Genomic DNA, 21,209 nt, shown 5'->3' on the forward strand with positions numbered 1-21,209 from the left:
GAGCAGGGCGTTTCAATGCATGAACAACTGCTGGGTACGTTGCTAGAGCGATTACTGAGCGCAGACCTTTCGGTGAAATCAATACTATCGGAAAGAGTTCTATTCTACGGTATCAGTGCTGGTTTAGCCAACTATTCTATCTCGTTTCGTTATAGAACCCATATAAAATGGCGTACTTCGAGGCTAATTCATCAATGAGCTCCCCGGCTCTCGTTCATTCTATGTTCCGTACAACTTTACTTGCTTTAAGTACAGCCTTGCTGCTGCATGTGTCGGCACTGGCGCAATCTGTACCGACACCGAAAGACCATTTCGGCTTCAATATCGGCGACGATTACCAACTCGCTACCTTCACTCAAACCGAGGCGTATTTTAAGAAGCTGGCCGCTTCGCCCCGCACCAAGTTGGTCAGTATCGGGAAGACAGAGGAAGGCCGCGATCAGTTTATGATGATCGTTACCTCACCCGAAAACCACAAAAAACTGGCCCGCTACCAGGAGATTTCAACCAAAATGGCGCGGGCCGAGGGGCTAACCGAACAGCAGGCACGCGCATTGGCCGAGGAAGGAAAAGCCGTGGTCTGGATTGATGGCGGCCTGCACGCGACCGAAACCGTGGGTACGCACCAGTTGATCGAAACGGCCTACCAGCTCGTTAGCCGCACCGATTCCGAGACGATGCGGATCCTGGACAACGTAGTTATTCTGCTCACCCACGCTAATCCAGATGGGCAGGAACTGGTTTCGAATTGGTACATGCGGAACCCGGCTCCTGAAAAGCGGTCGCTGGATAACCTGCCCCGCCTGTATGAGAAATACGCTGGTCACGACAACAACCGCGATTTCTACATGATGAACCTGAAAGAATCGCAGAATATCGGCCGGCAACTGTTCGTCGACTGGATTCCGCAAATCATGTACAACCACCACCAGCGCGGCCCGGCCGGGTCGGTACTGGCCGGACCACCCTACCGCGACCCGTTCAACTACGTGTTCGATCCGCTGATGGTGACCGGGATCGATGCGTTAGGGGCGGCTATGTACAACCGCCTGAATACCGAAAATAAACCAGGCTTTACCCGACTCGGTGGCTCGGTTTTCTCGACCTGGTACAATGGTGGTCTGCGCACAACCACGCACTTCCATAACATGATTGGCCTGCTGACAGAGATTATCGGTGGCCCAACGCCCGAGAACGTACCCCTGATTCCATCGCGGCTCATTCCGAATGGCAACACGCCCAACCCGGTAACGCCCCAGCGGTGGCGGTTCCGCCAGTCGATCGATTATTCGGTGTCGCTCAATTACGCCGTACTCGATTATGCCGCCCGGCAGCGCGACCAGTTGCTCTACAACATCTACAAGATGGGCAAGAACTCGATTAACCGGGGCAGCGACAATTATTGGACGCTCTCGCCAAAGCGGGTCGATGCGATTAACGAACTATACCAGGCCGACTTGAAAAAGACGGCTCCCGGCGTGGCAACGCCTGCCAATGCTACGGTGGCTAGCGCTGCCAGCCGAACCGCAACGGTACCAGCCAGTACCACGGCCCTCGGTAGCACTACTGCCTTGTCAGATGCCGGGCCGACGCCGCGTGGCGAAGGGGTTCCGGTGAAATACTTTACTGCCGTGCTCCAAGATACCACCTTGCGCGATCCGCGTGGCTACATCATTCCGTCGGGCCAGACCGACTGGCCTACGGCGGTGAAATTCGTAAATGCGCTTATCAAAACAGGCATCCAGGTGCAGGAGGCTACGGCTAGCTTCAGCGTAGCGGGCAAGACGTACCCAGCAGGTTCGTACATCGTGAAACTTGATCAGGCATTCCGGCCACACATACTGGATATGTTCGAACCGCAGGATCACCCCAACGATTTTCAGTACCCCGGTGGCCCGCCGGTTCGCCCTTACGACGCCGCTGGCTGGACACTGGCCTACCAGATGAACGTGAAGTTCGACCGTGTACTCGCTGGTTTCAACGGGCCGTTCAAGAAGTTGCCCTACGGCGAATTACAATCGCCCAAGGCCAACGTTGTTGGGTCGGGTGCTGGGTACGTGCTGAACAGCCAGGTTAACAACGCGTTTTTGGCGGTTAATGACCTGATTAAGGCGGGTGTCGAGGTGTACCGGATGCCGGCTGGAACGAGTACTGTAACGGCTGGTTCATTCTACGTACCAGCGTCGGCCAAAGCCAAATCGATCCTTGATGCGTCGGGTATGACAGTAGCTAGCCTGGCTAAACGGCCGACGAACGTGAAAAAAGTTACGCCCATGCGCATTGGCCTGTGGGATACCTACGGCGGATCGATGCCCTCGGGCTGGGTACGTTGGTTGATGGAGCAGTACCACTACCCGATGCAGCTCGTGTATGCGAAGGACATCGACGCGGGTAATCTGAAGAGCAAATACGACGTGATCGTGTTCGTGACCCGCGCCATTCCGGCGGTGGGTAGTGGCAATGCCCCGGCACGCGGTGAAGGCGATACGGGTGGGCCCCGCGAGCCAAAGATTGAAGAGATCCCTGCTGAATACCATCCTTCGATGGGGCGCATCACCGCCGATAAATCGATTCCGCAGCTAAAAGCATTTATGGAAGCAGGCGGTCAGGTAGTGACCATTGGCAGCAGCACGAACCTGGCGTATCACCTTGGTTTACCCGTACGGAATGCCCTTGTGGAGATGGGACCGACCGGGCAGGAGCGCCCCCTGAACAATGAGAAATATTTTATTCCCGGTAGCATTTTACGCGTATCGCTCGACTCAACGCAGCAGGCTACCTGGGGAATGCCTACGCAGGCCGATGTGTATTTCGATTCGAGCCCGGTCTTCAAACTGGCCCCGGAAGCCATTGCCAAAGGCACAGTGAAACCGCTGATGTGGTTCCCAACCGACAAGCCACTCCGTAGCGGCTGGGCCTGGGGGCAAGCCTACCTCCGCGATGGCGTAACGGCTTTCATGGCGCCCGTTGGTGCTGGTAAACTCTACGCGTTCGGCCCCGAAATCACGTTCCGGGCACAGGCGCAGGGTACGTTCAAGCTCCTCTTCAACCAGTTGTATGGATTGGCTGAGTAGATAAGTAAGCCTGAAATGAGATTAAATACAGAGGCACCGCGTACACAAAGATTCCTTTTCTGTGTACGCGGTGCCTCTGTATTTAATCTCATTTCAGGCTTAAAACAACTTCTCCTGTGGTGGCTTGGCACCCGCCAGACGAATGTAGACCGTGGTTTGACCCCGGTGGTGTGTCTGGTGCTCGAACGCTTTAGCCAGCGCCATCCCCCGGCTCATGTCGAAGCGGCCGAATAGTTTTACCTGCTCGCTCAGTTGAGCAGGCGTCAATTTCTTCACCCCGGCGATCACGAAATCATAGCTGGCCAGTACGAGTTTAGTGATGTTGGCTTTCGATTTATCAGTTGTCGATTTCTCCAGTTCGCCGACGCCAGCCGGTAGTTTCTCGCCGGTTGCTGCCGAGCCAAATCCGTAACCGGCGTCCGTCAGGTGCAGCATCTGCTCAGCGAACGAACGCATTTCCGGCGTGGGTTTCAACGCATAGCCCGACTCAGGCATGGCATCCAGATACTCTTTGGTGTAGGCTTTAGCCCGTTCCCATTCCTTTACTGTTTCGTCGATTGAGGCCTGCGCCTGTACAGCCTGGCTGATACCCAGGGCGAGGCATAGCGATAGGAGTAGCTTCTGTAGTTTCATAGTTCAGCTTGGTTAAATGCTCCTGCAAAGCTGGTAAGGAATCTGCGTGGGCACAAGAACTTGATCAGTAAATCAGTAGGTTACTTTGCGGCGCTGGTTATGCCCTTGTTTCTGCCATCTACGTTTTGTAATGCCGCTACTCGTTACTGTTCTGGGAATCATCCTGCTGGTGCTGTTGATTTCCTATGTGCGTTTGCACGCCTTTCTCGCGTTTTTGCTGGTTTCGCTGGGGGTTGGGCTGGCGTTGGGTATGTCGCCGGTTAAGCTGGTCGACTCTATTCAGAAAGGCATTGGTGGCACGCTTGGCTCCATTCTGGGCATCATCGCCCTGGGCGCCATGCTGGGCAAGTTGGTAGCGCAAAGCGGTGCCGCCCAGCGAATAGCGGCGAGTATGATCCGGTTGTCGGGCACTGGTCGTATTCGGTGGGCGTTTATGCTGACGGGCTTTGTGGTAGGCCTGCCGCTGTTTTATTCGGTGGGCTTTCTCCTGCTGGCTCCACTGGTGATTACGGTAGCGCAACGGTACAAACTACCGGCGGTGTACGTGGGCATTCCCATGCTGGCGTCGCTGTCGGTGACGCAGGGCTATTTGCCGCCGCACCCGGCTCCGCTGGCTATTCTCAAGCAGTTCAACGCCGATATGGGCCTGACGCTGTTTTACGGTATACTGGTTGCCATTCCGGCTATTCTGGTGTCGGGTATTCTGTTCGGCTCGACCCTGAAACGCTACACTACGCTGCCCAATCAGGCCTTGATTGCGCCGGAACTGACCGACCAGCAAATGCCATCGACGGGGGTGAGTTTCCTGACGGTGCTGCTGCCCATTTTTCTGATTAGTCTGGGTACGTTGCTCAACCCGTTTCTAATCGACGGGTCATTCATCAAACAAGCCTTGTTATTCTTGAGCGAACCCGTTGTGAGCATGCTGGTTTCTGTGCTGGTAGCCATGTACACACTTGGCATTCAACGGGGCAGGTCGCTGGCCAGCGTAACGGACTTGTTGGTTGATTCGGTGAAAGAGGTAGCCATGCTCTTCCTGATTTTTGGTGGTGCCGGTGCGTTAAAGCAGGTGCTGACCGATGCGGGCGTGAGCCAGTCAATTGCTGACCTCATGCAGGGCTCGTCGCTGCATCCGTACATCATCGGCTGGGGCATTGCCGCCATCATCCGGGTTTGCGTGGGCTCATCGACCGTATCGGGCATCACCACGGCGGGTATCATGATGCCGCTATTGAAGGCGTCGGGCGTGGAGCCAAACCTGATGGTGCTCAGTATCGGAGCGGGCAGCATGATGTTTTCGCATGTGAACGATACAGGCTTCTGGCTCTTCCGGGAGTATTTCCAGCTGTCGATGGCCGACACGCTCAAGACCTGGTCGGTCATGGAAACGCTGGTATCGGTCTGCGGCCTGGCCGGAGTGATGGCACTTAACCTGTTCGTAGGCTAGGAGAGCATGCCGCTTCGTTTACCTGTTTGCCGCTTCTAGGGCTTTGGGTAACTGCTCAAAAGCTTCTCTGCCAGCCAGATAAGCGACTACGTTTCCGGCTTTGTTAATAACAAACATGGACGGCCACATGGTCACGTGAAATTTCTGGCTAAAGTTATAGGCGCTGGGAATCGCCACGAATGGAATTGGCTGCGAAGCCATGGCGGCAGCAACCTCCTCTTTCGAATCACGTACCACACCTAAAGCAACAGGGCCCATTTCTGACTGGTAGGGCTGCAAGGCATCGGCGAAAGCGGCTGCTTGCTTAACGTTCCAGGTAGGCGGCTTCAAGCCCGCCCAGAAGCTGAGGACAACAACTCGGCCTTTCAATGTCGAAAGCCGATACGATTTGTCATCAAACCCCTGCATGACGAATTCGGGCATTGGTTCGCCAACCTTGGGTCTCAGGGCTGGGTCAAAGGGCATGAAACGGCGTGTTTCGCGCTCTTCAGTCGTTGTTGGACGGATGGAATATGAGCTGACTTTCCCATACTCGTCAATGATAGACTCTAGAAAGTAACCTTGTCTATCTGTTCGCATTAGCTCAAGATACGCCTGGTATGAAATTGGGTTGCCGGTGCGCTTATCAATAAATTTGGTCGATTCATTGATCACCCGTCTTTCCATAGGAATCGCCACTATTTCCTGTCGCACAACTGTTTGGGTTGTTTGGGCAGTAAGCGATTGACAACTAAAGAGTGTAAGAATACCGGCGAACGTAAGCAGGAAGAAAGAACGCATAACTTCTGGCGTAGATTTAATTCTCTACCAAGTTACAAAGCGCTTCGGAATAGCTCTTGATTTCTTTCTTCAGTGGCTTGTCTAGTCCTGCGTAACCAGATTAGTGGCAGGCTGCGTATCGGTTTTCGCGAGTTTGGGTTTTTGGTATAATCGGTAAATACCCCAGGCTGTGCCCAGGCCCAGCAGTACGAAAATGACCAGTTTATCATGCTGGCGTATGTGGGCGTACACCTGCTCGGCGGCGTGCGCGATGCTATTGCCAGCCAGTGCCACCACAACCGCCCAAACGATTGCCCCGAGAGCGTTGATAAGCAGAAAACGGCTATTCGAATAGCTGGCCAGGCCGAGCGATGCGGGAATGAATCCGCGCAGGCCATACAGCGCCCTGTAGCCAAATACCAGCCCCGATCCGTAGCGATGGAGCATGGTTTGTACGCGGCTAAACCGCTGTTGCCATTTAGGCCGCTTGGCAATGAAGCCCGACCCATATCGATGGCCGAGAAAAAAGCAGAGTTGGGCTACTGCAAAAGAAGAAAGAGCTGCCACACCGATCACGATCGGCAACGAAAAGTAGCCCCGGTGTGCCAGATAAGCAGCCATGATCAGAAAGGCTTCGCTTTCGATCATCACGCCTACGAACAGAATCGGATAGCCGTAGGTCAGCATGAGTTCCTGGAATGACATAGCCGGATAAGTTTAGGTAAAGCGTATACCTAAAACCTACCCGTTTAACCAGTGTTCAGTTACCTACTGAGTGGGAATTTTTTAGCCCATTGTGGCTTGACAACCAGCTTATTGTATGCCGTTTTATATAAGAAGGAACTCGCGAGCCGGTCCCATTGACGAGGTATTTCCGGCTATGCGAAGCCTACTATATACTACAGTAAGACAATGCCCTCAGAACCAGTCGCTATGCATATCCAGCGTGAGGTGATCGGTTGATTGGAGGCGCTGCGCCAGCGAAAGGGTTTTTACTAATTCGTATTCGTAGAAATAGCGGGCGGCCATGAGCTTACCGTTGTAGAACGCCTGATTGTCGCCCTGAGCGGTAGGCAACGCGGCCTGCGCGACGGTGGCCTGCCGAAGCCACTGCCAGGCGAGGGTGACGATACCGAAAAATTCGAGATACAGTGTGGCGTCGGCCAGGAAAACGGCGGGATCGGCGGCGAGGCTCAGCAGGTACGTAGTCACCTTTGTGAGCCGGTTGATTGCCTCGCCCAACTGGCTGGCCAGCTGACTCAATGCTGGGTACGTTGTGGCCTCAGTCATGGCCTTCTGCATCTCGGCGATAAGCAGTTGAACACCTTTACCGCCGTGCAACGTTACCTTCCGGCCTAATAAATCGAGGCCGTGAATACCCGTGGTGCCTTCGTGGATGGGGTGAATGCGGGCTTCGCGGTAAAACTGCTCTACCGGAAAGTCAGTGGTGTAGCCCGCCCCACCCAGGATCTGCACGGCCGCGCTGGTGGTGAGGCAACCCATTTCCGACGGATACGATTTGGCAATGGGTGTCAGCAGGTCGAGTAAGATGGCGGCGTTTTGGGCCGCTACGCCGTCGCCAGCATGGGCCACGTCGGCGTAGTAGCTGCATTGCAACAGTAACCCCAGCGATCCTTCCAGCACCGATTTCTGAAATAACAGCATACGGCGCACGTCGGCGTGACGGATGATCGGCACTTGCGGACTACCGGTCACCTTTTCGGCGATAGGCCGCCCCTGTGGCCGTTCGCGGGCATAAGCCAGCGAGGCATAATAGGCGGCGGTGCCGATAGATACGGCATTCATACCCACGCCCACGCGTGCCTCGTTCATCATCTGGAACATGTAGCGCAGTCCCTGATGCGGTTCACCCACGAGGTACCCAATGGCGCCTTCACCCGACCCGATCATCAGGTGGGCGATAGGCGCGCCTTTGTAGCCCATCTTATGGTACATACCCGCCGTTTGCACGTCATTATCGACTAGCTGATTCGTCGTTGAGAGTGTGTCAGTTGTGCGTTGGCCCCAGGTTGACAGACGTTTCTGAGGTACAGCGAACAGCGAGATGCCTTTTGCGCCGGCGGGGCCGCCTTTGATCTTGGCCAGCATCAGGTGCACCACGTTTTCGCACGCATCGTGATCGCCCGCCGAGATGTAAATTTTCTGCCCCCGAATGCGGTATTGGCCCGGTACGTCGGTGGGTTCGGCAGCGGTTATCATGTCGGAGAGCGACGATCCGGCATCGGGTTCGGTCAGGGCCATGGTGCCCTGCCAGCGACCGGCGTACATCATGGGCGTGAACCAATCGACCAGTTCCTTTGAGCCAAAGGAGCGCAGCAGATTGGCCGCACCGGTGGTCAGGAACGGGAATACGCTCGACGAATAATTAGCTGCGCCGAAAATAAACGTGGCTGCATTCATGATCGTGGCCGGGAGTTGCTGCCCACCCTCGTCGTAATCAAACGGGGCGTTGATCCAGCCATCGTCGCCGAACCGACGGATAATGGCCCCCATCTGCGGGTGTACCCTGATTTTCCCGTCGACGAGTTGCGGCTCCTCGCGGTCCATCACGGTCAACAACGGTCGAAGCAGGGTTTCGCTGATCTGACCGGCTGCATCCAGCACCATATCGAACGAGGTTCGGTCATGGTCGGCAAAGCGGGGTAGTTGGGTTAGTTGGTCGGCCTGAATGACTTCATACAGGTGAAACCGAAGGTCGCGGGGCGAATAGAACATAAAAAAGTCCGCTGTCCTCTGTTGCGCTGCTCAGTTACAACTAGGTACGTTAGCGGAGCAACAGAAGACAGAGGCCTTGAAAGTTACAAATCGAGTTTCTCAATCCGTGCCTGGTGGCGACCGCCTTCGAAAGGGGTGCTGATGAAAATATCGACGATGAGCAGCGCAAGGTCTTCGGGAATCTGGCGGGCGCCCATCGACAGTACATTGGCGTCGTTGTGTTCGCGGGTAAGGCGGGCGGTTTCTTCGCTCCAGCATAAGCCGCAACGGATGCCTTTAAGGCGGTTGGCCGTCATGGCCTCGCCGTTGCCAGAACCACCAAAAACGATGGCCCGTTCGGCTTCGCCGTCAAGTACAGCCTGGGCGGCAGGCCGGATATAGTCAGGATAATCGACGGGGTCGGGCGAGTACGTGCCTTTGTCGATAACGGTGTGGCCAGCCTGCGTCAGGTGGGCTTTTACCAGTTCTTTGTAGGTGAAACCGGCGTGGTCGGTGCCGAGTGCAATGATCATAACAAACTGCTTTTTACAGCCTGCAAGGTACGGCGCAAATTTAGTTTCAGGTGCCAAGTTTCAAGTGCGCTGCCCAGGAACGGTTGGTGGATGAGCAGCGCACTTGAAACTACTGTCTACAGCGTCGGATCGGCCGGCGTGCTGGTATTGTTATCGCGTTCGGTACGCGGATACGGGAAAAAATTCCGATTCCGTTCAGCTCCAGTTATGCCCGCACCGGGCCGACCGAACCGGCGGCTATCTTCAAGGCGGAATCCCTGAAAGGCTAGCTCAACAAGACGGTTCTTGTAGATGTCGAGCAAAACATCAGCGGCGGTGGCTGACCCCGAATAAGCGGGCAAGGCGGCACCCAGACCGAACACATCAGCCGTGGCCACTTTGGTACGTACCCGGTTCAACTGCGTTATGGCGTTGGTCAGATCGTTTTTCCGGGCATAGGCTTCTGCCTGAATCAATATGATTTCGCCCGGTACGTATACCGGAATGGCCGCGGTGTTGGCAGTGTAATAGGCCGTAGCTACCACCGGCGTAACGGCCGTATTGCTGCTCGTTCGGGTCAGAAACGTGAGTCGCTTATCGGCAGGGTCAGGCGCCAACGTACCCGAGATGCCGAGGTTAGCATTGGTGGGCTGAAATACATTCAGGTTGCCAAACGTGTAATCGAACAGTGGATTGCGGGTGTTATCGTCGAAATTAAAGACCGACCGGCTGCTCAGATTAACTTTAGCGGCGGCAGTAAGGGCTTTGTCGTAATCACCTGCGAACAAGGCATAGCGGGCAATTAACGCCTGAATGGTGTTCGGAATATCGATGCCCGGCACCACCTTATTGGTGAAATTAGCCGAGACGGGCGTAGCCGCCACCTGCGTAGCGGCCGTTTCCAGAGTTTTGATGGCTTCCTGTAAAACCTGAGTCCGGGCCACAAATGGTGCGTTGGTACCCGTCGTGATTGGTGATTGCTCGAAGAACTGAGCTAACGTACCCAGCGAGAGCGCCCGGAAGATCGACGCGTAGCCTACGATACCACTTTTTGTACCAGGGTCATTATCGACCACCGCCGTGTTGGCCAGGATCAGTTCAGCGTTGGCCCGCACCAGATGTGACTGCGTCCAGAGGTTACGTACAACCGCGTTTCCGTTGTTCACCGTGCCGCCGCCGGTAGCCAGGTTCGCTTCCTCAATGTTGCCGACGTTCAACACGCTCAGTTCACGAGTGGTAAGCCCACCACCCGCCGTGGCGTTATACAGAACGCTCAACGCGCCACCAGTGGTGTAGCGGTATTGCAACCCATTGGCCAATGTGATCAACCCATCGGGTGAGCTCACCGCCTGCGACTGACTAATCGAACTGGGATTTAGGTATTCGGGCGATTGGCAACCCATCTGCGACAGGCCCACCGCCAGTAGGGTGGTAAGAATGAGGTATCGTTTCATTATGAAGGTGTTTGCCTTCACCCCTGGCCCACTTTCTTATGGCAAAGAGAGGGGACGGGGGTGAGGGGGGTTAGAATGATGCCGTCAATTTAAGCTGGTAGGTACGTGGGATGGGTACGTTGCCGAAGTCGACACCACGGATCAGGTCGTTGTTACCACCAGCGTTGGTTTCAGGGTCGAAACCGGTGTACTTATCCCATGAATACAGGTTGCGGCCAATCAGGGCCACATTCAGGCTGCGGATCGCTTTGGTAAAGGTTGGCAATGCGTAGCTAAGCGCCACTTCACGCAGTTTAGTGTACGAGCCCGGATCAACACGGAACTCCTGCGTGTTATAAATGCCGAAGATGTAGCCGCGTGGTAGTTCGCCCCGTAATTCGCGCTCGGCAAAATCGCCAAGACCCACGCCCTGCCGGGTACGTTTGTCGGCGTTGAACACATCAACACCCTGAACGGCGTCGAGCAATACGTGGAGATTCAGCTTCTTGTAGGTCAGGTTGGTGCTGAACGAGCCCGTCCACTTCGGATTTGGGTTACCGATAATCACGTTGGCCAGGGGCTTGGTGACATCGAATGTGCCGTCTGCATTACGGGCTGGCACAAAATCAATCGAACCGGTTGCCTGTTGCGAAGCCCGTTCCGACTGCGGGAAACCAGACGACGTCAGAATCAGTGATCCGTCGGCATTACGTGCGTAGGCCGTACCGAAGAATACACCAACGGGCTGGTTCAGCAGGAGGCGAACCGGCGCACCAGATACCACTTCAGCCCCCACGTCAACTACCGTCAGGCCACCCAGATCGGTCACTTTGTTTCGGTTCTGGTTGTAGATTACCGTGAAATCCCAGCTAAAATCTTTGGTCTTGATGGGCTGCACATCCAATGAAACTTCGAAGCCGGTATTCTGCATTGCCCCCACGTTGTTCAGAATGCTGGTACCGCCCGTTGATGGGGCCAGCGTACGGTTCACAATCAGGTTACTGATTTTCTGCTGATAGGCCGTGATACCTAGGTTGATTTTGCCATTGAGCAGCCCTAGATCAACACCTCCTTCCAGTTCAGCCATGCGCTCGGGCTGTACCTCCGGGTTGGCCAGCTGTGTGCCGGGCGTGATCGTATTCCTTCCCAGGAAACCAACGGGATTGAACTGGTAGAAACGGGCGTATGACCCAATCCCCGACAGGTTACCGGCCTCGCCATAACTGGCCCGGAGCTTCACGCTGTTCAGCGTTCTGCCAATGCCCGCACTCTTCCAGAAGTCCAGATCCGACAGGATGAACGACCCGCTTACTTTTGGGTAAAACTGGTTGGTTTGCGTAGGCGAGAATTTACTTGACTGGTCGCGGCGGATAGCTCCCGTCAGAAAAGCCAGATTTTTGTAGCCGATCGTGGCCTGACCAAATAAGCCGGCCAGCGCATACCGATCCAACCCGTAGCCCAACCCATAGGTTGTATTGCTGGTGCCACTTACCGTTTCGATAAACGGTGATAGATTCTGCCCACTTAATGTGGTATAATCAGACTGGAAATACTGGTAGCTATAACCAGCAATGGCGTTCAATTTAAAATCCTCTCCGAATAGCGTCTGGTACGAGACGTTCAGGTCATTGTTGAACTGCATCACCATGTTGGTGGCGTTGGCCGCGTAACCTTGCGGGTACCGCGCCGCTGGCAAACCAGCTACGGCCTGGTAGGGATAGGGCCGGATGTAGTTTTTGCCCAGTTGCGAGTAGGAGTCGACACCGGCGATGTAATCGACGGTTAGGCCTTTGAGGGGCGTCAGGTTCAGTTGTACACTACCGATTGTCCGGCTCACTTGCTGCGAGAACTTCATGTCTTCGATGGTCGAGAGCGGGTTTACGCGGGTGGGTTCAACGGCGAGCAGGTTACCGGCGGCATCGCGCTGGGTGATGTCGTAGATGTTATTGGTGATGTTTACCGCGTTGATGGGGCTGTAGAACACGTTGCCATTGGCTTTCTCATTCGAGAGGCTGTTGGCGTAGCTCAGGCCAACGGTCACTTTGGCCCAGTTGGTCAGGCGTTGGTCGACGCGGGCCCGAAGGCTGTAACGCGTAAAGTCGGTGCCCTTAATGATGCCCTGATTCTTCAGATACCCTAGCGATACGTAATACTGTGTGTTGTCGTTTCCGCCGTTGACTGATAGGTTGTTATCGGTGCCGGTGCCTGTCCGGAAAATCTGGTCGAAATAGTTGTAGCGGGTTACGTCTACGAGGTTTGTGGCCAACGGGGTAGTGGCGCCATCGCGGAAAATGCCGACGGTAGTAGTGCCGGGGTTCGCGGCGATCTGGGCGGCCGAAATGGCACCGATAGGGTAGAGGCGCAGGCCCGTAAAGCCGAACTGCTTACCGTAGGTGTTGACGGGTACCATCTTCCGCAACTCGTTGACGTTGAACGAGGTCGAGAAACTTACCTGTGGTTTGCCACTCGTGCCGCGCTTAGTCGTGATGATCACCACCCCGTTGGCGGCCCGTGAGCCATACTGCGCTGCTGCTGCCGCTCCATTGATGACGTTCAGCGTGGCAATATCGTCGGGGTTAATGTCCGACAGGCGGTTTTGTCCCACGTTCGAGGTGCCTACGTCGTTGGCCAGCGCTATCTGCGACACGTTCGTGCTGGCATTGCTAACAATGACACCGTCGATGATGTAGAGCGGATCAGATGAGCCCGCCAGCGATTTGATACCGCGTAGACGAATGGTGATGCCCCCCGCCGGATCGCCGGAATTCTGCGTAATCTGCGCACCGGGAACCTTGCCCTGAAGCGAATTGATCAGGTTGCCCGATCCAGACTGAACCAGGTCTGCCGCCCGAACTGTGCTAATGGCGTTGCCCAGTTCCCGTTTTGGAGCCGATAGCGTTGACCCCGTCACGACCACCTCATCGAGGTTCGTTGGGGCCGCCTTGACGGTAACGTTCAGGGTAATCTGCTCAGATGTACCAAGGGTAATCTCCTGGCGAGCCGTTTCGTAGCCAATGGCTGAAATGACCAGGGTTGCAGGGCCAGGTTTCACTGTAGCGGTGAGCGTATAGTTGCCATCAGCGTCAGACGAAGTACCGATGGTCGTTCCGGCAATGAGTAGTGTAGCGCCAGGCAGACCCTGTCCGTTGTCTTCAATCACACGACCTTTAATGGTGTAGCGGGTTGGCGATTGGGCCACCGCGCTCAGGGTTGCTACCCAAAAGCAGAGCAACCACAGTAGGCTCTGGGTAAGCAGAGGCCTGGAGAGTGTATACAGTTTGTCCATTGGCGAAATGGGAAAGAGGTAAGTACTGAGGCTAAAATACGCGTGAACAGGCAATCCGCGACCGACTATCGTACAAAAGGCAGGTACGTTATATGATGGGGTTGTTCGTATAGTAGTATACAGACATGGCATATGATTTATTGGCTATACTAGTAACGCCTGCTGTTGAACCAGGTACTCAAAAGCCGACGCGCCTACACAGCCAGCTAGTCGGCAGTATAGGCGCGTCGGCCTCGTAATCAATGGACAGAATAGCCGTTACTCTTTCGGCAATAGCACAAACCGGATCAGGTTGTCGACGAGGTAACGATTGGCGGCGGCCTTTGTGCTTTCGACCGTTACCTGCTTGATAAGTTCGGGCTCGCGGAGAATTTCCAGCGGGTCATCTCCGTTGTAATACTGGTTCGACAAATAGCCTAACCAGAAACTGTTGTCTTTGCGCTGAACTTCCTGTTCCCGCTGGGTTTCTGCCTTGAACTTGGCAATGTCGGCGGCATCGGCCCCAGTCGCTTTCAGTTTGGCAATCTCCTTATTCACCAGCGCAATCAGCTTATCTACATTCTCGGGGGCACAGCCAAAGTTGATCCGGAATGTGTAGCGTGGCACCGGATACCGGCCATATACGCCACTGGCCGAAACGCCGTAGACACCGCTTTCGGCTTCGCGTAGTTGCTCAATCAACTTAATTTCGAGCACTTCTGCCAGGGCATCAACCTGCGTTGCGTTCTCGGCGGTCCATTCGAAATTGCCGGTATACACCAGCTGAACGCTTGCTTTGGGATCAACGCCCCGCCGAACCGTTTTGCTGAGCTGCCCCTGCGGTGCCCGGATGCCCAAATCCCGGAAGGTCTCTTTGCCGTTGGTGGTGGGTAGGCTACCCAGGTACGTCTCCAGCAACGGACGAATTTTGGCTACGTCGAAATTGCCTACAAAGACGAACGTGAAGTTGCTGGCGTCGGCGAACCGTTCCTTATAAATCTGAATGGCCCGGTCCAAATTTACCCGGTCGAGGTCGGCGGGCGTAAGGGGCTGGCGGCGGGGATTGTTGTTGCCCAGCGTCACGCTGATCGTATCCTGAAACACCCGCTGTGGGGTTGGAGTAGCCAGCTGATTGGCCAGCGCACTTTTCTGATTCGACAGGAAGCCGGCTACTACGTCGGGGTCGCGGCGAGGCTGGGTAAAGTAGCTGTTCAGCAGTTGAAGCGCCGTTTCCAGATCCTTCGGTGCTGTGCCGCCACTAACCCCTTCGCCCAACTCCGACACGTAGGTCGACACGTTCAGGGCTTTTCCGGCCAGAAATTTCCCAAGTTGCACCTGGCTGTATTCGCCCGTTCCGCCCAGATTGACCAGCGTAGAGGCAAAGCGAGCCGTCTGGTAATCGGGGAGTTCATACAGCGACGTACCCCCGAGGCTATTTCCAGTGAATAGGATCTGGTCGTTTTTAAACGTCGTTGGCTTAAGTACTACACGCACGCCATTTTTCAACCGCAATTCTGTCACGTCGATCTTTTCGATCTTCGTTGTATTCACCACGGGGCCGGGCGTTGGCGGGGTAGCCAGCAGCGGCTTATCGAGGACTTTATCGTCGTAGGCTGTCAGGTCTTTTCCGGCGGCATCGATATAGCCGATCACCTGGTCAATGCCGGGCAGCTTGGCTTTGTCAGACTCAGGGGCCATAATTACTACCGCCCGGTTTTCGGTCCGGATGAACTGATCGACCAGCCCATTGATCTCGGGTAGCGCAATACTGCCGAGGTTCTGTTTTACGAAGTTGTAGTAATAATCGATGCTGACAACTGGCTCCTGGTCAGTGAAATTACCCACGTATTGACCTACGTAGTTGGCCGACCGGGTTTTGTTGCGTTCCAGGTACGCCTGCTCCGCTCCGCGCAGTAATTCGGTTTTGGCGCGGGCCATTTCCGTGGCCGTAAATCCAAACTGCTTTACGCGCGATGTCTCGTTAAGTAACGCCTGTATTGACCGTTGAATGTTGCCTTCCTTCGCCACGGCATAGGCAGTAAATGCGTCCAGGTTGCCTAAAAATGAGCCGTAGTTGCTGGCTCCGTACAAAAAGGGTGGGTCGGCCTGTTGGGTGAGTTCCTGAATTCGGTTGCCCAGCATGGCGTTGAACAGTTCGCGTGTAATGTCAGACCGCAGGTCACCAAGGGTGCGGTCTTTCAATTCGGGGCGTTTGTAAATGATCTGGATGGTGGTGTTTGGCTGCTCATTATCCGTCACAATGACCACCTTCGTGTCTTTGTGCGAGTCGATCAGGTACATTGGGCGCGGCACCGGCGTAGCTGCTTTTGGGATCCGTCCGAATTTCTGACGGATCATGGTTTCCACCTTAGCCACGTCGAAGTCACCCACAGCAATCACGGCCATCAGATCGGGCCGGTACCAGGTCTTATAGAAATTTCGCAGTACCTCGGGCTTGAAGGTGCGGATGATGCTGTCTTTACCAATAGGCAGCCGGTTGGCGTAGCGCGAATTATTCAGGATGTACGGGAAGTATTTGTCGCGCATGCGCTGTTGTGCGCCACGACCCAACCGCCATTCTTCCAGCACCACGCCACGTTCTTTGTTTATCTCGGTGGTATCGAGGCTGACATTGTGAGCCCAGTCTTCCAGAATTTGCATGGCCCGCTCAAATACCCGCGCCGAGTCAGTTGGTACAGGCAGCTCATACACTGTTTCGTCGAAGCTGGTGTACGCGTTTAAATCGGCCCCAAACCGGATACCCGATGACTGCAGGAAGTTGACCAGTTCGTTTTTAGGAAAATTTTTTGTGCCATTGAACGCCATGTGTTCCATGAAGTGGGCCAGCCCCTGCTGTGCATCGTTTTCCAGTACCGAGCCTGCGCGTACCACAAGCCGCAGTTCGGCCCGGTTGGCGGGTTCGGCGTTCTTGCGGATGTAGTAGGTCAGACCGTTTGGCAGTTTCCCCACTTTCACGGACTTGTCGAATGGAATCGGCGCAGTGGGGTTAAAACGTGCCACAGCGGGTTTAGTGGCTTTTTTAGGCTGCGCCAGGGTCGGCAGCGATAAGCCAAGCGCGACCGTCAGTAGCAACGGCCAGTTACGCAAAGAAATCATAGGGTAGGGGCAAAACTGTGTATATAAAGGTGTAACAAATTGCTGTAGAAAACAGATTCGCTTCCCTCAAAATAGTGTAGCTACCCACTAGGCACGTGGCCAGACCTGTCTGTCAGGGTTGAGTGCTAATCAGCTACTGGAGTTCCCTATCGCCTGAGGCCTGACAACGATGGTAAAGTGTTTTGGTCACATGGTTACCACATAAATGGCTAACCGTCTACGAAATAAATGATGAGTTGATCCTTTTGACCATCCATTTATTACTGAAACTAATTATTTGATTAGTACAAAAAATTGTCACATTGGCTGTTAGCTTTTGATAGATAGGACCAATCGTTCGATCGGTCTACCGCCTGCGTACTTACCCTGATAGGGTGCATCTTGGCATGAGACAATTGAAGAGGGGAACACCAGCAAACGGCCCTTATGTAGGCGTCACTCTCTTGTTTTTATAAGTGTAAGATGTACACTACCCGAATGAGTTGATCAGCCTGTTAAAACTTGTCGCTCTTCTTTGTAACTAGCTCAAAAAGAATTGTTTATAGGTAAGCATTTCATGCGTAAATATATACTGCGCCTTATTTTAGAAACTCAAACTGAGTATCAGTTAAAGTCGAGCGTTTTCAGATATTAGGCACAGGCTGAATAATATGCGTGAGCGTGCCGATGCAAACGTCAAAAACAAGAGGGAAGTAGCGGGCCTGAAAACGGGCAGGTTCGTGAATACGCCGGCAGGATAGGACGATTGACGAGAAATGGAGCCTTACTAATTGGGAGGCTGTAAAAGAGATGCGAACACGGAATAATTAAAACGAGGCTACTTCTGTGACTACCTAAGCAGTTATGTAGTCTAAAGCTTTAACTATTGACATAACCGTACATAAACGCCGATTGAGCTACCTGGAGAGGGAGCTACATAAGACGATTTGTACGGTGCTATAGCTTAAATAGGGACGGCCTCTTTTAATTACTTAGCTGGTTCTACTTGGTGTGTAGCAATAAATGTGCCATCATCAAGTTGAGAACCTTCCATTCCACAACAAAACATGAAAAAAATAAAGCGTCAACTCCTGATCGTTGAAGAAAACCCTCACATTGTTACAGTCCTGACGCAAACATTGCGCGATGAGTATACGATTACCGTGGCTACAAACAGCCGCGATGCGGTTCGTTTTCTAATCCAGGGACTTCAATTTGATTGCATCATCACCGAGTTGAATTTGCCGTTTTTTGATGGTTTAGAATTAATTAAGCTACTCAGGATGAATAAGTTATCTCGCAATACGTTTGCTATCGTATTGTCTGATGCTGCAGATAGCGATACGCGAATAGCGTGCCTAGAGGCTGGTGCTGATGCGCACATTGCCAAGCCATTCAACCCCGTTGAAATTAGTGTCACGCTACGCACACTGGCTAACCGGTATGGCCTTGCCGAGACACAGGACGAAACGCCTGTAATTCCTATGCATTCGTCGTTGTTGAAGCGATTTTGGTCGCCCAACTCCCTGAATTTATAGAGCTCGCAGTTGAATTTGGGCGTATCAAAATCTATGCCATCATTTACGTATTTCCAGGATTCCCGATTAGAGAAATTGTCTATTCAACGTCACTGAACCACTAGTAATCTATGATACGCGCGGAAACGAACCGGCAAACGGCCACTTGTCTGGTGTTGGTTGAACGAGAAGAAGCCGTATTCAATCAATTATCAGCTCTAATTGATTCCGCCTATCTAATCCATTGGTATCGCCGGATTGATGATGCAATCGCCTGGATGCGCGATCGTCAAATGGCCTCGCTCATTATTGTTAATGAGAACCAGAGCAATATTGAATCATTAGCTGCGTTACGCGCCACAACGATACAGCAAAGTGTGCCGATCCTACTACTGTGCAATAAATCAACTGAAGAGACTGTAAGCCTTGCGCTCCGGGCGGGCGTAACCGATTTACTATCGCTGTCTGATCTGGCGCATCTCGAAAAACGTATTCATTTCTTCCTGACGCTCATGCGCCGGGTTGCTGCCCAACCCGATGCACCGCTGCCTGTCGGTAGCTTCCAGTTTGAACTGCCCACCTGGAAACGGGCTATTGATATTGCCGCATCACTACAGGCACTTGTTGTTTTTAGTCCTTTGATGCTACTGGTAGCTATTCTGATCAAACTGGATTCAAAAGGCCCGGTCTTTTATAAATCGAAGCGCGTGGGGGCAAACTATCGGGTGTTTGATATGATCAAGTTTCGAACCATGCGGACCGAGGCAGATCAACTGCTGAAACAGATGGTCTCAGGAAACAACATGTACAACACGGGTCAGGCACAAGGGAATTCTGAGTCGGTTTCCGAATCAAATCTGTGCGAGGAATGCGCTATGATTGCCTCATCCTGCCAGCGAAAGCTGTTTGATCAGGATCGTTTCGTGTGCGAGCGCGACTACCTGCGTCGGGGTGAAAAAGGAGCCGCCTTCGTCAAATTCCGGAATGACCCCCGCATCACTCGATTAGGTAACTTTCTGCGTAACAGTAGTATCGACGAACTTCCGCAGTTGATCAATATTCTGCTTGGTCATATGTCAATCGTGGGTAATCGCCCGCTGCCGGTATACGAAGCCGAGAAGCTAACCACCGATCAGGCCGTAAAGCGATTCGCCGGGCCGTCTGGACTAACGGGCCTGTGGCAAGTAGAAAAAAGGGCTCGGGGCGAATCCCGGATGGACGAACAGGAGCGGATAAGTCTTGATATCAAGTATGTGGAGACATTCTCGTTTCTGAACGACATGAAAATTATTTACAAGACATTCTTCAGCCTCTGGCAACAGGAAAACGTCTGATTTCCATCTCTATGTTCTTACTTATACTCTTCTGGTTTCTCATGGCCGTAGTCGTCTACACCTACGTAGGGTACGGTGTAGTGCTATATGCGCTGGTCAAAATCCGCCGTGTGTTGGGTATTGGGCAGCGTACGTTACCCTCAGCTGGTCTGCCACTGCCTGTAACGATTGTAGTACCGGCCTACAACGAGATCGACTGCTTACCGGCGAAGTTGCAAAACTGCCTGAATCAGCACTACCCGGCCGCCCAACTGCACCTGCTGTTCGTGGTTGAAGGGTCAACCGATGGTTCGGCCGAGTGGCTGGAGGCGCAACGGGTGAACGTACCTAACCTGACTATCCTGTCGGGTACACAGCGGCTGGGTAAGATCGAGGCTATGAACAACGCCATGCACCAGGTACGTACCCCACTGGTCATTTTCACCGATGCCAATACCACGTTGAATCTGGAGGCTGTAAGCCGTTTGGTCAGGAAGTTCGACGACCCGAAGGTTGGTGCCGTTACCGGTGAAAAGCGCATACAGATGGAGGTCACCGAAGCCGCTTCGGGTAGTGGTGAAGGACTTTATTGGCGATATGAGTCATTATTAAAACGGCTCGACGCCGAGTTACACACCATCGTTGGTGCGGCAGGTGAACTCTTTGCTATCCGAACCGAGCTGTATGAGCCCGTTGAGGCCGATACACTGCTCGACGATTTTATGATTTCGCTCCGGATTGCAGCGCGCGGTTTCCGGGTCGAGTACGAACCCGAAGCCTATGCTCTGGAGCGCCCATCACCATCGATCCGGGAAGAGCAAAAGCGGAAAATACGCATTGCCACAGGCGGGTTTCAATCCATTCGCCGGCTAAGCCCATTACTAAACGTAGTCCGTTATGGCTGGCTTTCGTTTCAGTACGTATCTCATCGGGTATTACGCTGGGCCGTAACGCCCTTCTGCCTGCCATTGCTTGTTATATTGAACATAGCAATCGTAGGTCAATTGACAGTCGCTTCGGCATCTAAGCTATCTTTACTTTTCTGGTGGCTATTGCTGGCTGGGCAGGTAGGTTTCTACGGACTCGCGTATGTCGGGTATCGTAACGAAGACAAACAAACCCGCTGGAAGCCTGCTTTTGTACCCTTCTATTTTGTCTTTATGAATGCCTGTGTACTTGCTGGACTGGCGCGATATTGGCAAGGAAATATCTCGGGGATATGGGAAAAGGCGGCCAGAACAACTCAATCTGACGATTTACAACCGATAGAGTCGATAAATCCCATAGGTTAGTATCATATTTGCTATGCCCTAAGCGGGTGCGTTCGACGTGAGGGCGCCCCGACAACGAGCCTTACAGGGCATCACGTAACATACACCGTTGATTTCTGTCAAAAAGGAAACGCGACCAAGTCTTGTTGGGCCCTTCGGGGAATAGCCTTAGTC

General features: G+C 53.6%; 13 protein-coding genes. 5 read left to right on the top strand and 8 right to left on the bottom strand.

Annotation, left to right across the window (positions count from 1 at the left end):
* Positions 1 to 221 precede the first annotated feature (221 nt).
* Positions 222 to 3,074 carry a M14 family metallopeptidase gene (locus F7231_RS14450; protein WP_085415028.1) on the top strand — a complete coding sequence of 951 codons (2,853 nt, stop codon included), beginning with the start codon at positions 222 to 224 and terminating at the stop codon, positions 3,072 to 3,074.
* Positions 3,075 to 3,173: 99 nt separating this feature from the next.
* On the opposite strand, the gene F7231_RS14455 is transcribed toward F7231_RS14450, so the two are convergent.
* Positions 3,174 to 3,707 (bottom strand): DinB family protein, encoded by a 534-nt coding sequence (locus F7231_RS14455; RefSeq protein WP_166692412.1) that lies wholly within the window; start codon positions 3,705 to 3,707, stop codon positions 3,174 to 3,176.
* Between the two features lie 130 nt (positions 3,708 to 3,837).
* Between F7231_RS14455 and F7231_RS14460 the strand changes: the two genes are divergently transcribed.
* Positions 3,838 to 5,154 carry a gluconate:H+ symporter gene (locus tag F7231_RS14460; RefSeq protein WP_166692413.1) on the top strand — a complete coding sequence of 439 codons (1,317 nt, stop codon included), beginning with the start codon at positions 3,838 to 3,840 and terminating at the stop codon, positions 5,152 to 5,154.
* Between the two features lie 18 nt (positions 5,155 to 5,172).
* On the opposite strand, the gene F7231_RS27440 is transcribed toward F7231_RS14460, so the two are convergent.
* From F7231_RS27440 to F7231_RS14495, 7 genes are all read right to left on the bottom strand, one after another.
* On the bottom strand, positions 5,173 to 5,847 hold the full coding sequence (locus F7231_RS27440; RefSeq protein WP_166692414.1) for a peroxiredoxin family protein: 675 nt from the start codon (positions 5,845 to 5,847) through the stop codon (positions 5,173 to 5,175).
* Between the two features lie 168 nt (positions 5,848 to 6,015).
* Positions 6,016 to 6,618 (bottom strand): DedA family protein, encoded by a 603-nt coding sequence (locus F7231_RS14470; protein ID WP_085411525.1) that lies wholly within the window; start codon positions 6,616 to 6,618, stop codon positions 6,016 to 6,018.
* 213 nt (positions 6,619 to 6,831) lie between these two features.
* Positions 6,832 to 8,649, bottom strand: coding sequence for an acyl-CoA dehydrogenase (locus tag F7231_RS14475; RefSeq protein ID WP_166692415.1), 1,818 nt, complete (start codon positions 8,647 to 8,649; stop codon positions 6,832 to 6,834).
* 83 nt (positions 8,650 to 8,732) lie between these two features.
* Entirely contained in the window at positions 8,733 to 9,161 is a 429-nt protein-coding gene (gene rpiB, locus F7231_RS14480; RefSeq protein WP_166692416.1) for a ribose 5-phosphate isomerase B, read from the bottom strand.
* A gap of 116 nt (positions 9,162 to 9,277) precedes the next feature.
* The gene (locus F7231_RS14485) at positions 9,278 to 10,594 is read right to left on the bottom strand and encodes a RagB/SusD family nutrient uptake outer membrane protein (protein ID WP_166692417.1); all 1,317 of its coding nucleotides are present in this window, start codon (positions 10,592 to 10,594) and stop codon (positions 9,278 to 9,280) included.
* 70 nt (positions 10,595 to 10,664) lie between these two features.
* Complete coding sequence (locus F7231_RS14490; RefSeq protein ID WP_166692418.1) at positions 10,665 to 13,859, bottom strand: SusC/RagA family TonB-linked outer membrane protein; 3,195 nt, start codon at positions 13,857 to 13,859, stop codon at positions 10,665 to 10,667.
* Between the two features lie 258 nt (positions 13,860 to 14,117).
* Complete coding sequence (locus tag F7231_RS14495) at positions 14,118 to 16,955, bottom strand: M16 family metallopeptidase (protein WP_166692419.1); 2,838 nt, start codon at positions 16,953 to 16,955, stop codon at positions 14,118 to 14,120.
* A 1,046-nt stretch (positions 16,956 to 18,001) separates the two neighbouring features.
* Between F7231_RS14495 and F7231_RS14500 the strand changes: the two genes are divergently transcribed.
* From F7231_RS14500 to F7231_RS14510, 3 genes are all read left to right on the top strand, one after another.
* Positions 18,002 to 18,472, top strand: coding sequence for a response regulator (locus F7231_RS14500; RefSeq protein ID WP_085411520.1), 471 nt, complete (start codon positions 18,002 to 18,004; stop codon positions 18,470 to 18,472).
* A gap of 110 nt (positions 18,473 to 18,582) precedes the next feature.
* Positions 18,583 to 19,785, top strand: coding sequence for a sugar transferase (locus F7231_RS14505; RefSeq protein ID WP_310589325.1), 1,203 nt, complete (start codon positions 18,583 to 18,585; stop codon positions 19,783 to 19,785).
* Positions 19,786 to 19,796: 11 nt separating this feature from the next.
* Positions 19,797 to 21,056: a glycosyltransferase family 2 protein gene (locus F7231_RS14510; protein WP_166692420.1), complete on the top strand. Its 1,260-nt coding sequence runs from the start codon at positions 19,797 to 19,799 to the stop codon at positions 21,054 to 21,056.
* Positions 21,057 to 21,209: the final 153 nt, after the last annotated feature.

It is taken from the genome of Fibrivirga algicola, assembly GCF_011742925.1.
Classification (GTDB): domain Bacteria; phylum Bacteroidota; class Bacteroidia; order Cytophagales; family Spirosomataceae; genus Fibrella; species Fibrella algicola.

Excerpts from the sequence above, each read along its gene's own strand:
- F7231_RS14450 (WP_085415028.1), top strand. The coding sequence starts at position 222 with ATGTTCCGTACAACTTTACTTGCTTTAAGTACAGCCTTGCTGCTGCAT.
- F7231_RS14455 (WP_166692412.1), bottom strand. The coding sequence starts at position 3,707 with ATGAAACTACAGAAGCTACTCCTATCGCTATGCCTCGCCCTGGGTATC.
- F7231_RS14460 (WP_166692413.1), top strand. The coding sequence starts at position 3,838 with ATGCCGCTACTCGTTACTGTTCTGGGAATCATCCTGCTGGTGCTGTTG.
- F7231_RS14470 (WP_085411525.1), bottom strand. The coding sequence starts at position 6,618 with ATGTCATTCCAGGAACTCATGCTGACCTACGGCTATCCGATTCTGTTC.
- F7231_RS14475 (WP_166692415.1), bottom strand. The coding sequence starts at position 8,649 with ATGTTCTATTCGCCCCGCGACCTTCGGTTTCACCTGTATGAAGTCATT.
- rpiB (WP_166692416.1), bottom strand. The coding sequence starts at position 9,161 with ATGATCATTGCACTCGGCACCGACCACGCCGGTTTCACCTACAAAGAA.
- F7231_RS14485 (WP_166692417.1), bottom strand. The coding sequence starts at position 10,594 with ATGAAACGATACCTCATTCTTACCACCCTACTGGCGGTGGGCCTGTCG.
- F7231_RS14490 (WP_166692418.1), bottom strand. The coding sequence starts at position 13,859 with ATGGACAAACTGTATACACTCTCCAGGCCTCTGCTTACCCAGAGCCTA.
- F7231_RS14495 (WP_166692419.1), bottom strand. The coding sequence starts at position 16,955 with ATGATTTCTTTGCGTAACTGGCCGTTGCTACTGACGGTCGCGCTTGGC.
- F7231_RS14500 (WP_085411520.1), top strand. The coding sequence starts at position 18,002 with ATGAAAAAAATAAAGCGTCAACTCCTGATCGTTGAAGAAAACCCTCAC.
- F7231_RS14505 (WP_310589325.1), top strand. The coding sequence starts at position 18,583 with ATGATACGCGCGGAAACGAACCGGCAAACGGCCACTTGTCTGGTGTTG.
- F7231_RS14510 (WP_166692420.1), top strand. The coding sequence starts at position 19,797 with ATGTTCTTACTTATACTCTTCTGGTTTCTCATGGCCGTAGTCGTCTAC.